Source organism: Moorena bouillonii PNG (assembly GCF_001942495.1).
GTDB lineage: Bacteria > Cyanobacteriota > Cyanobacteriia > Cyanobacteriales > Coleofasciculaceae > Moorena > Moorena bouillonii.
Genome location: NZ_MKZS01000001.1, coordinates 4,715,018 through 4,727,000 on the forward strand (window position 1 = coordinate 4,715,018; position 11,983 = coordinate 4,727,000).

Here is an 11,983-nt window from a genome sequence, read left to right on the forward strand (position 1 = left end):
CAAGGTTTATAGCCAACGAATCGCACCCATCTCCCCATCTCCCCATCTCCCCATCTCCCCACCCTCCCTGTAATTATAGGTATTCAACCTGAATTGATATAAGAGTATCCCTATTGATGGATACTACCATCGGGCATGATGGTATTGCTTAAGTTCGCCCCCTTGAGGTTGGCACGGTAAACTTTGTTGGGATAACCCCAATCAGTAAGCTCTAAAGTATAGTCTAGTTGTGCTCCCTTGAGGCTAGCGTCGGAGAGGTTGGCATCGGAGAAGTCAATTCCCCTCAAGTCCGCCCGTTCAAGATTGGCTCCCATCAAGTTAGCCCCCCTGAGATTGGCACTTATTAAATAGTGATCGAATGGCAATGAAGCACTTGTATTCAGATCAGCCAGTTTTGCTTCTTGGAGATTGGCTTTCTCCAGGTTAACTCCACTGAGATTAATCCCGACCATATTGGCTTTTGATAAATTAGCTTCCCTGAGGTTAGCTCTTTCGAGCTTAATTGCTTTGGCGGAAAGATATGATAACTGGGCTTCTTGGAGATTAGCTTGTTCTAAGTTAGCTTCTGTTAGGTTGCTCCAAAGAAGGTCAGCTTTTTTCAGGTTAGCTCTACGGAGATTAGCCCCACTGAGATTAGCTTTTTCCAGGTTAGCGTTTTCTAAGTTAGCCCCTTCTAAGTTGACCCCTACCAAATTAGCCTTTTCTAGATTCGATCCCGCTAAGTTAGCTCCTTCTAAATTAGCCTTTTCCAGATTCGCTTCTTTTAAATCATATCTGGAAAGTTCTAGCCCTGCTAAATTACAGTTTTGACAATTTTTTGTTTCCCGTAACTGCTTAAGAGGATTGTCTCGATTGATAATCAGCCAAGTAATTCCCAAAAGGGCAATCACTCCCAAGGAAATTCCCCAGATAAACGATTGTCTAAGTTTCATTGGACTAATGGCAGAATCCGTAGCAAGTTAACAAACCAGGTTATCTGTTATCTCCCCGGTCGGGTTTACCGACAAGCGTGAACGCGCACCAATAGAGACGCTACAGGAAACTATTGAGGACTGGATAATCATCGGTAGGTGATTTTTATTTATTTTTTTTAACAATTTGTGTCAAGTTTTATATCCTTGAAGCAACAGGTTATTTTTTTGATTAGCTTCTATTTTATCAAAGTAAATGCTATTTGTATATATTTGTAATTATAATTCAACATTTGTGTCTATTATATAGTAACTTTTGACCAAAGTATCATTATATATTTCAGTTTTTTTGTGTCGGAATTTAAGATGTTGTTCTAGCGTCCCAAATAAAGGAACGCCTTTTCCCAAAAGAATTGGAACGCGAGTAATAATCATTTCATCAACAAGGTCTTCTTGAAGAAAACTTTGTATTACTCTACCTCCATCTATGTAAAGATTTGTATATCCCTTTTGATTCAACTGATTAATTATTTTTTTTATATCTCCACGAACAATTTCTGCTTTATCAAAATTTTGTTCTGGAAGTTTCGTTAAGCTATTGCTTAATAAAAAAACGGGTTTATGATAAACCCATTGACCAAAACTTAAAACTTTATCAAAGGTTTTTATTCCTATCACTATGGCATCTATGCTTTTCATAAACTCAGCATATCCATAATCACTTTGTTCCGGGTTAGGTATTTCGTCTAGCCAATCTAATCCGCCATCACTTGTAGCGATAAATCCATCTAAGCTTGTTGCTATATAAACATAATTTGTCATTGGATTTTCTTCGTAATTGTCAAAATTAATCCTGATAACTATAAGTATTGCAGGTTCTAACCAGATACGGCAAAAGTAGCTCCCGGATTTATCACAAAGATAGTTTTAGGAGCTGTAGCCCAAATCCCATCAAATCCAAACAGAGTCAGGGTTTAAACAGTGTGTTGTTTTTTTATCTTCATTTTGATCAGGGTCAAGCCCAGATTTAATAAAGCTTTCAGGGTTTGCGATCGCTAAATTTGGTAAGTATTCAGGTAAAGGCCTTTGGCCACGCTTCGCGAACAGCTAATGCGCTACGCCCATATGCTTACGAATTTGGAATTCTAAATTCTACATTCTAAATTCTACATTCTGGACAACCTTCACAATTCAACCGACAGTCTTCACAATTCAGCCGAAAACCTTCACAATTCGGCTGCCGTCTTCACAATTCAGCCTTAATTGCGATGCCATGTGGTAACACCACCACCCTGGTCAATCAACGTAATCCCTTGAGCTTGCAAGTCATCGCGAATGCGATCGCTTAATTCAAAGTTCTTGGTTTTCCGTGCTTCAGCTCGCTGCTGAATCAGTGCCTCTATTTCCCCATCACTCAATCCATCAGTAGAAACTTCAGTTTCTGCTTCTGGTTGTGCTTCTAACCCTAATACCTCGGCTAATTCCACGAGACTACGCCATTGCTGCTCTAGTTCTGAAGCAGGAGTCTCTGTTTTACCCTGATGTACAAGGATATTGCCTTCCCGGCGTAACCCTTTGGCCACTTCAAACAATACCGCTAAGCCTCCAGCAAAGTTTAAGTCGTCATCTACGGCTTCTTGGAACTGTTGCGCTATAGTTTTTTCTCCCTGTAGGGGGTTTGAGGGTGTGGGTGTGGGGGACTGGTTATCCCACCCTAATTCTTTACCATAGTTATGTCCAAAAAGCAAGCCCTCTTTGAGAGTTTGCCAGCCATTGGTAGCAGATGCGATCGCATCATCCGTAAAATCTACTGGTTTACGGTATTGCGCCATTAACACAAATAAGCGCACTGCCATCGGGTCAACAGGACGGTCGAGTAACTCTCGGATAGTAGTAAAGTTGCCTAGAGACTTAGACATTTTCTCTCCATCCACCTTGACCATGCCATTGTGTAACCAATAACGGGCTAGGCTTTTACCAGTTATAGCTTCCGATTGAGCAATTTCATTTTCGTGGTGGGGGAAAACCAAGTCAGAGCCACCAGTATGAATATCAATCGTTTCCCCCAGCATATCTCGCACCATCGCCGAGCATTCAATATGCCAACCTGGACGACCTGCTCCCCAAGGGGATTCCCAGCAGGGTTCCTCTGGCTTAGCGCTTTTCCAAAGCGCAAAATCAAACGGGTCTTTCTTCTTAGGCTCAGTGGAGTCTGCTACATCTACCCGTCCACTGGCTCCTGCTTGCAAATCCTCTAACTTGCGGCCAGAGAGTTTGCCGTAGTCATCAAACCGACGCACTGAATAGTACACATCCCCATCCGCTTCGTAAGCATAGCCCTTTTTTTCCAACTCACACACCAGTCGCTTGATTCCATCTAAGCTATCAGTCGCGCGGGGGTAAGCATTAGCCTCTTTGACATTCAGCCTTGCCATATCTTCAAAATAGGCATCAATGAAGCGTTCAGATACTGCCTCCATAGAGGTGCCTTCCCTTCGCGCTCGGTTCAGGATTTTATCATCAATATCTGTAAAATTTTGGACATAATTCACATCATAGCCCCGCCATTGTAAGTAGCGACGAGCAGTATCCCAGACAATACAAGTTCTAGCATGACCCAAGTGGCAAAAGTCATACGCCGTAATGCCGCAGCAGTACATCCGGACTTTACCAGTTTCCAATGGCTCAAAGGATTCCTTGCGGCGGGTTAAGGTATTGTAAAGGTGTAGGGTCATGACAAAGAAAAGGTAAAATCACCAACAGTGGGCTATAGATATACTTTTGACATCCTCCCTGGTTAAATCATAGATTATAACTAGGGATTCCTAAGACTCACGACTTAGGTTTCTGTTTCCTTCTCCCCTTGGGGGAGTTTTTCGCACCAGCCTTCCGAGATTTACTCTCTTTCGCCGTAGGCGACGCTACGCGAACGGGTCTTACGGTCGCTCCGCAGACTGACACGGCAAGTCCTGCCGCCAAAATGTTAATTGATGCATTGATATCACGATTAGCCCGAAGGGCTACGCTACGCGAACGTGGTGAGCATTGCAGGATGGGCAATCCCATTCCCGAATATTCAAAGGTAAAGACTCAAAACGATTTAGGCACACAGAACACAGTTTGCTACTAGGAAACCACTTATCAATGGCAATGGCTTCTCTATTATACCATTGAGACTTGTACTTAATCTGACGAATTATTTCCGCCCAGTTGGCCTCACTGATAACTTGAGCTACTTTGTGATTTTTGACCAGATTTTTCACAGCTAAATCTTCAAACGCAATCAATTGGTTTTCTCTGACCAGTTGAGTAGTTAGCTTGTGGGTAAAATCTCGTCTAGCGTCTTTGATTTGTGCATGCACCCTGGCCACCTTTAACCTGGCTTTGTAACGATTGTTAGAACCTTTTTGTTTTCGTGACAAAGCTTTTTGGTATTTAGCTAGCTTTTTCTTGAGCTTTTTAAAATGTTTGGGATTAGCAATTTTATCTCCGTCGCTTGTTGTGATCAGGCTGGTAACTCCTAAGTCCAAGCCAACTTGTTTGTCTGTGGTCGGTAAGCTCAAATCTCTATGGTCATCAAACCTAATTGATATCTGCCACCGATCAGATGGGTCTAAGCTAACTGTAACAATACTTGGAGTGCAGTTTGCAGGTAACTGACGACTCCAACGAATCGCTAAAGGTTCTTTGCATTTGGCAAGATAGACTTGACCATCTTTCCATTTGAATGCTGACTTAGTAAATTCTGCACTCCCACCATTACGTTTTTTCTTGAAGTTAGGATACTTAGCTCGACCGGCAAAAAAATTAGTAAAAGCGGTTTGTAAATGTCTTAATCCTTGCTGAAGAGGAACCGAACTAACGTCATTCAAAAAAAACAAGTCATCCTGTTTTTTCCATTCTGTCAACATTAAGGAAGTTTCCTTGTAGCTTATCCGTCGGGAGCGTTTGTACCAACCTGAAGTCCTAGCATCTAAAGCTTTGTTGTAAACAAGTCTTACACATCCTAGAGTTCTCCTCAACATAGTTTCCTGTTCAGGGGTTGGATAGAAACGGTAACGGTAAGCTTTTTCGACCATTATTTACTCTTTAATATACATTCACATTTTAATCTATTCTGTGTAAAATGTCAAGTGGAGGTGCGACCCGTGGCGAATTTAATTCGCCGAACGCGCCCCGCGTCGCCTTTGGCGAACGGAAAGCGCACCTAGCAATTCATGAGGGGCTGTGTGGGTCACCTGCGTCCGCACTTTATAAGCCCCGTCTCCCGTTATACCCGTAGGGTTAGCGGGAGATGAATTGCTGTTTTAGATAAAATACGATATCTTGGTATATCTTGATTCTCAACTGTTTTCACAAGTTGCCTTATGCAAACTTTACCGACTGATTCCCCATCTGGTCAAGGGATGGAAGCTCCGAAACAAGGCTTACCCGTTACCATTATTACCGGTTTCCTGGGTAGCGGCAAAACCACCCTCCTTAACCATATCTTAAGTAATCAAGAAGGCGTCAAAACAGCGGTCCTTGTTAATGAGTTTGGTGAAATTGGTATTGATAATGAGCTGATTATCAATACTGATGATAATATGATCGCCCTGAATAATGGCTGTATCTGCTGCACCATTAATGATGATTTAATTGAAGCAGTTTACAAGGTATTGGAGCATCCAGACAAGCTGGATTATTTAGTGGTGGAAACCACCGGATTAGCTGACCCCTTACCAGTGGCGCTAAGCTTTTTGGGCACAGAATTGCGAGATATGACTCGTCTCGATTCTATTGTCACTATGGTAGATTCAGAAAACTTTAGTCTCGATCTATTTAATAGTGACGCGGCAAGTAGTCAGATTGCTTATGGGGATATTATTATCATCAACAAGACTGACTTGGTAGATGAAGCCAATGTAGACCAATTGGAAACCCGGATCAGAGATATGAAAACTGATGCTAGGATTTTGAGAACTACTAAAGCCCAAGTGCCAATTCCTTTAATTCTCAGTGTTGGTCTCTTTGAGTCTGATAAGTATTTCGACAGCAAAACATCAGATCATGATCATCACCACCATGATCATGACCATGATCATGGTGGTGATGATCACCATCATGACCATGATCACCACCATGATCATGACCATGATCACCATCATGACCATGATCACGCTCATCACTATCACTCCGATCACCTACAAATTGACGGATTCACTTCCCTTTCTTTCGAGAGTGACAAGCCCCTAGGGCTTCGGAAGTTTCAGGATTTCCTAGACAATAAGTTACCCTCTAATGTGTTCCGCGCTAAGGGAATTCTCTGGTTTGATCAAAGTCCTCACCGTCACATATTCCACCTCAGTGGTAAGCGTTTCTCTATTGAAGATGATGAGTGGAAAGGTGAACCAAAAAATCAATTAGTGCTGATTGGACAAGATTTAGATCATGATACATTACGTGAGGAATTAAACCAGTGTATCTCTTCAGAGTCTACCAATACAGGGACGGGGATTTGGTAAGTAATGGTTGAAGGTTAGTTGGTTGTTCGCGTAGCGTGGCCAAAGGCCAAGGTTGAAGGTTAGTTGGTTGTTCGCGTAGCGTGGCCAAAGGCCAAGGTTGAAGGTTAGTTGGTTGTTCGCGTAGCGTGGCCAAAGGCCAAGGTTGAAGGTTAGTTGGTTTAAGGTTGAAGGTTAGTTGGTTTAAGGTTGAAGGTTAGTTGGTTGTTCGCGTAGCGTGGCCAAAGGCCAAGGTTGAAGGTTAGTTGGTTGAAAATGGATAGACATTTTATGCCTCAATCTCCAATCCCCTCAATTAAAGCTGCTAGAAAAAGTAAATTTAATTTACCACCAGGACCAAAAGGATATTTACTGTTTCAACTTTCTAAACTTCAGCATCAGCCAATTGAATATTTTGGGCATATGTGGCAGGAATACGGAGATTTAGTACGCCTGCCAATCATGCCAGGATTAAGTTTAAATTTGGCGAGCCATCCAGATCATGCAGAACATATTTTGTCTAGCCATCAGGAAGGATATGGAAAGCCAGATCTATTTCTCAAATCCATGAATTTACTTCAGGGGCAAGGACTTTTTAGCAGTGAAGGAGAGGTTTGGCTTCGACAGCGACGCTTAATGCAGCCAGCATTTCATCAAAAGCAATTGGTTAAACTTCATAATGTAATCCTTGATTGTGTAGAATCACTTTTGCGTGAATGGTCGGAAAAGCCAGAAGGCGAGATTATTGATATTGCAGCCGAAATGTCACGGCTTACCTTAAAAATTGTCAGTTCCACCCTATTCAGTATTGATATCAGTAGTAAGACAGATAAACTAGGGCAGTCTTTGCGAACAGGTTTGGAATATGTTTATTACCGAATGAATAGCCCCCTGGCACTACCTGTATGGATGCCTACCCCCAGAAATATTGAATTCCGTAAAGCAAAACAAACACTCGACCGCCTCGTTTTAGACATTATCCAGTACCGTCGTGAACATCCCTCAGAGCAAAATGATTTGCTGTCAATGCTTCTAGCTGCTCAAGATGAAGAGACTGGAATCGGGATGAGCGATCGCGAACTTCAAGACGAAGTAATTACGTTAATTAATGCGGGACATGAAACCACAGCTACTGCATTAGCTTGGACATGGTATCTAATCGGAACCCATCCTGATGCTATGGCTCAGATGCAGGATGAAGTACAAACCGTTTTAAATGGAAATTACCCTAGGGTTGAGAATTTGTTCCAACTGGAATACACTCGTCGCGTATTTGATGAGTCGTCACGTCTTTGCCCAATCGGTTTAGGGCTACCGAGAGTTGCCTTAAGCGATGATGAAATTCAAGGATATTTTATTCCCAAAGGTACCATTTTCACTATTGCTCAATACTTCATTTTTCGCCATCCTGATTTTTGGGATAATCCAGAACAGTTCGACCCTGACCGATTTCTACCTGAAAAAGTGAAGCAAAGACCTAAATTTGCCTTTTTTCCCTTTGGTGCAGGTCAACACATCTGTATTGGCAAAAATTTAGCTCTGATGGAATCTACACTAATCTTAGCAGCTATCATCCAAACCTTTAACATTGAATTAGTTCCTAATCAATCCATAGAAATAGACCCCAGATTTTCTCTACGTCCTAAATATGGCATTAACGTTAGAGTGCGGAAAAGACATTAAGCTATAGCAATTATACGACTTGTGAGGTACAAATATTTGGGTTTTAGGGAGCAGGGAGCAGGGAGCAGGGAACAGGGAACAGGGAACAGGGAATAGGGAACAGGGAACAGGGAGCAGGGAGCAGGGAAAAAATACTGTGTACCTCATTATGCTAAAAACCGCTATCAAAATTTACATTAATAGGATATTACCTCAACATCGGCTCAGTCTTTCAATCCAATGAACCCCATTTATCCCGATTCCCGATTCCCGATTCCCGATTCCCGATTCCCGATTCCCGATTCCCGATTCCCGATTCCCGATTCCCTTAAGTCTTGAAATCCTTAACTGAATTGCAAACCACTTTACTAGTTTTAAAAAAAGCATTTTGTTAGCGTATATTTCAGACTATCGCTGTTTTTTTATTCCCCCTAAAACTACCAAAAAAAACTTTTTTAAAAGCCTTGACAATTTAATTTATAATCATTACAATAATCATTGTAAACCCGATGAGTTAGATTTTTGAGTGATGTCACAAAAATTTTCCCGAAATTTCAAAAAACAACCTGCTCACCACGTCTTAAAAGGTTCTCGTGAAGCAGTAATCTATAGCATGCAGATGCTTTATTCCCTAGGCTATGCGGAGATTGCTGAATGGACCCCTCTGGAGCAAACTGATGTTCCCGGGGAAGTGATGACTACCATAACCAAGTATTGGCTGTTGCCATAACACCTTAACTTTCTGGGGGGGTTTCCCCCCTTGGCCAAGTAACCTTTGGCCAATCAAATCATCACATCGGGTTAGAATTGGGAAGTTAGTGACATCGCGATTTCAACTGACTTATTGTGGATTTTAAATAGCCGTGGATAGTATTTCTACGGCTATTTTTTTCTTTTCCTTACTTGTTTTACTAAATTCAACACTTTGTAAAAGGGAGCAGGGAGCAGGGAGCAGGGAGTAGGGAAAAGGGAAGAAGGTAAAAATCATGTGTAGCTGATAGCAATGATCAACGCTATATAGCAATTCTACGACTTATGAGGTACAAAGCGATCCCCCTAAATCCCCCTTAATAAGGGGGACTTTGAAGTTTATAATTGTACCTCATAACTGCAATAAACGCTATAATTACATCTAGTAACTTAGAAGATTTAAAAAAATTAATGACCAATCAATCCAACCAAATAACAGAAGAATCCTTTGATTACGGAGAGATAGACTCAGCATTAAATTTCCAAGCTCTCACTGAAGAGGAAATGGTTCAGCAAAGTATATTAGCCCTGGAAGCTTATCGTCGTAATGGTTCCTCAGTAGATCATAACCGTGTGCGCGAATGGGCAGATAGCTTGACTTTACTAAAATACTATTAGCCTTAAATGATATAGCGTTTATCATAGCAATGAGGTACAAAGGATTTTTTCCCTATTCCCTGTTCCCTGTTCCCTGTTCCCTGTTCCCTGTTCCCTAAAACCCAAGAATTTGTACTTCACCCAATTGCAAACCGCTGTAAATCATGGACCATTTAAATTACTATTTAGACAAATACGATGCTATACCCTTAGATACTGATCAATACAAAAATAGTTATGTCGGCTGGGCACTAGACTTTTTTATTGATGAAACAAAGGTAGTAAATCCGTATTTAGATATTACCCTACGATTAGACTTAACCGATGCCGAAACTAATTATAACGATAATTTCAAAAATGACTATTCCACCTTTACGTGTTTCTTAATCTGGAAATTACTTAAAGCCCTGAAAGATCATCCTTCTTTTTGGTGGAGATTTATTAACCAGAAATGGTATCAAATTAATAACCCACCATTATTTTGTCCGACAGCAGTGGGAGGCGAAGCTCGATTTTTACCAATAATCATCAATAATGCCACAAAATTAGGATGGCTTGAATTTTCAGAACTATACAAAAATACCAAAGACAGTATTTTCGCTAATCCTATATGGTCTAATAATAGAGATATCTCCTATGCTTACCAACTGGGTCAATTTGTTGGTAATCTTCCTGGCTTGGATTTTTTAAGTTTTGCTCTCCATACAGGTCGTGGAAATACCCAGAGTTTTTTCTACTTTGGAAAGCGAACCTACTACGAAAATCAGCAAACATTAACGGTGCCTTTAGCTATAAAATTTCACCATAGCAATTTAGATCCATTTATAATAGAATTGTTAGTTAGGGATTATCTAGCTGAATTAGCTAAGCTTTAATACAGTAGTTTTCAATTGGGTGAGTACAGAGTTTCTGGTTTTAGGGAACAGGGAACAGGGAACAGGGAATAGGGAAGACAGAAGAGGGAACAGGGCAAAAATTATGTGTACCTCATTAGGCTAAAAACCGCTATAGATCAATAGGCAAAACTGCGCTCAATCCCTACTCCCTACTCCCTACTCCCTACTCCCTACAACTCAATCGAATAATAATCCAAAGCACCAACTCCCGCACCCTGAGTCCACCGTGAATCAGGTTTCCAAGCACCATTGATTTCTTCCCGACGGCGAGTGTAGACAGTGAGCTGATTATCCTTTACTTTCAGTAGATTATATTGCCAAGGATAACCGGGTATGAGTTCTTGGGTGGGTGCGCCAAAGGTGCCAGCACCAATTTGGTCGAGTTTGCGCCCAGTTGGACTGAGGTCGTAACGGAAAAGGCTGGTTTCGGCTTTGTGGATGTGTCCGTGGAGGAAGAAGCGGAATCCAGCAACGGCTAGTTGTTGGATGAATGCTTGGTCGGTAATCCTATCGCTTCCAGCACTATTCAGGGGATGGTGCCAAACCGCTAGTTTCAGGCAGTTGCCGTAGTCTCGGTTACGGCGAATTTCGGTCAGAGCATTGCTGAGAGCACCTGAGTGGATGCTAGCACGGTCTCTGAAGTGGTGATCCAGTTCCCAAGCGGAGTTTAGTCCTAGGATCAGCAAGTTTTGGTCTGGGAAATAGTCGATAATGGCTTGCTGGTCATAGTCGAGGGGATAGGGTTGAGCTTTGATAGCCTCATAGAATTGGCTGAAGTGGGCAAAGCGTTGTTGGTATTTGGCTTCATCTCGGACTCGAATCACCCGTGGGCTTTCTTCGATATAGTAACCCTCTTTGAATTCACCATCGTAGTCTTCGAGATCTAATAACTGATAACCCCGCTTTGCTAGTTTCCAATTGAGGTCATGGTTACCGGGAACTAGAACAATTTGCTTCGAGTCTAGGGAAAAGTCTTGGCGGAGGTTGTCGAGAAACTGTTGTGCAGCCTGGTATTCCTCTGGAGTGGAATAATTCGCGATATCACCGGAGATGATAAGAGCATCAAGGTTAGGGATGTCAAGGTCTTGGATTAGGTCTTGGGCGAGTTGGTTTGACCAAAGGGTAGCTTGCTCAGGGGTGGTGATGTGGAGATCCGAGAGGTGGAGGATGTACATGGTTTGAGTGGCAATCAGTTTGGGAATTGGTTTGGGATTATCGATTGAGTTGTACAATTGGCAGCGCTCTTGAATGGCTTTAATAGCGTTCATGATTTCCTGAACAGTATGTTTATTATTAGTTGCTGCCAATTCTTCTTTTTTCAGGAGATTAATCAGTTTAGGAATAGTGGCTTCTGTCGCGATTTTTCCCAGAGCATCTACCGCACGAATACGCACATCATAGTGGTCATCATCCAGCAATTTAATTAAGGGGTCTATAGTAGCTTCTGTCCCGATTTTTCCCAGAGCTTCTGCCGCACTCCTACGCACAGATAAGTCGTGATCATCCAGCAATTTAATTAAGGGGTCTATAGCGGCTTCTGTGCCGATTTTTCCCAGAGCTTCTGCCGCACTACTACGCACATACTTGTCGTGATCATCCAGCAATTTAATTAAGGGGTCGATGGTGGCTTCTGTCCCGATTTTTCCCAGAGCATCTGCCGCACAAATACGCAAATCAAAGTGGTCAT

General features: G+C 42.0%; 8 protein-coding genes and 2 pseudogenes. 5 read left to right on the top strand and 5 right to left on the bottom strand.

What is annotated here, in order from left to right; all coding sequences use genetic code 11:
- Nucleotides 1–110: 110 nt before the first annotated feature.
- From BJP37_RS19115 to BJP37_RS19130, 4 genes and pseudogenes are all read right to left on the bottom strand, one after another.
- On the bottom strand, nt 111–932 hold the full coding sequence (locus tag BJP37_RS19115; protein ID WP_075901113.1) for a pentapeptide repeat-containing protein: 822 nt from the start codon (nt 930–932) through the stop codon (nt 111–113).
- A gap of 258 nt (nt 933–1,190) precedes the next feature.
- Nucleotides 1,191–1,733: a dihydrofolate reductase family protein gene (locus BJP37_RS19120; RefSeq protein WP_075901115.1), complete on the bottom strand. Its 543-nt coding sequence runs from the start codon at nt 1,731–1,733 to the stop codon at nt 1,191–1,193.
- A 437-nt stretch (nt 1,734–2,170) separates the two neighbouring features.
- Nucleotides 2,171–3,646 (bottom strand): cysteine--tRNA ligase, encoded by a 1,476-nt coding sequence (cysS, locus tag BJP37_RS19125; RefSeq protein WP_075901117.1) that lies wholly within the window; start codon nt 3,644–3,646, stop codon nt 2,171–2,173.
- Nucleotides 3,647–3,743: 97 nt separating this feature from the next.
- A pseudogene (locus tag BJP37_RS19130) lies at nt 3,744–4,990 on the bottom strand (RNA-guided endonuclease InsQ/TnpB family protein).
- 288 nt (nt 4,991–5,278) lie between these two features.
- Between BJP37_RS19130 and BJP37_RS19135 the strand changes: the two are divergent.
- The 5 genes and pseudogenes from BJP37_RS19135 (at nt 5,279) to BJP37_RS19155 (ending at nt 10,275) form a co-directional block, all read left to right on the top strand.
- A pseudogene (locus tag BJP37_RS19135) lies at nt 5,279–6,419 on the top strand (CobW family GTP-binding protein).
- 263 nt (nt 6,420–6,682) lie between these two features.
- Nucleotides 6,683–8,074 carry a cytochrome P450 gene (locus BJP37_RS19140; protein ID WP_075901121.1) on the top strand — a complete coding sequence of 464 codons (1,392 nt, stop codon included), beginning with the start codon at nt 6,683–6,685 and terminating at the stop codon, nt 8,072–8,074.
- 508 nt (nt 8,075–8,582) lie between these two features.
- Nucleotides 8,583–8,783, top strand: a complete 201-nt coding sequence (locus BJP37_RS19145) for a hypothetical protein (protein WP_075901123.1) — start codon at nt 8,583–8,585, stop codon at nt 8,781–8,783.
- Nucleotides 8,784–9,214: 431 nt separating this feature from the next.
- Entirely contained in the window at nt 9,215–9,421 is a 207-nt protein-coding gene (locus BJP37_RS19150) for a hypothetical protein (protein WP_075901125.1), read from the top strand.
- 143 nt (nt 9,422–9,564) lie between these two features.
- Nucleotides 9,565–10,275 (top strand): hypothetical protein, encoded by a 711-nt coding sequence (locus tag BJP37_RS19155; RefSeq protein ID WP_075901127.1) that lies wholly within the window; start codon nt 9,565–9,567, stop codon nt 10,273–10,275.
- A 191-nt stretch (nt 10,276–10,466) separates the two neighbouring features.
- Here the strand turns inward: BJP37_RS19155 and BJP37_RS39560 are convergent.
- Nucleotides 10,467–11,983, bottom strand: a 1,517-nt coding sequence (locus tag BJP37_RS39560; RefSeq protein WP_198954109.1) for a HEAT repeat domain-containing protein, incomplete at its 5' end; no start/stop codon positions are given.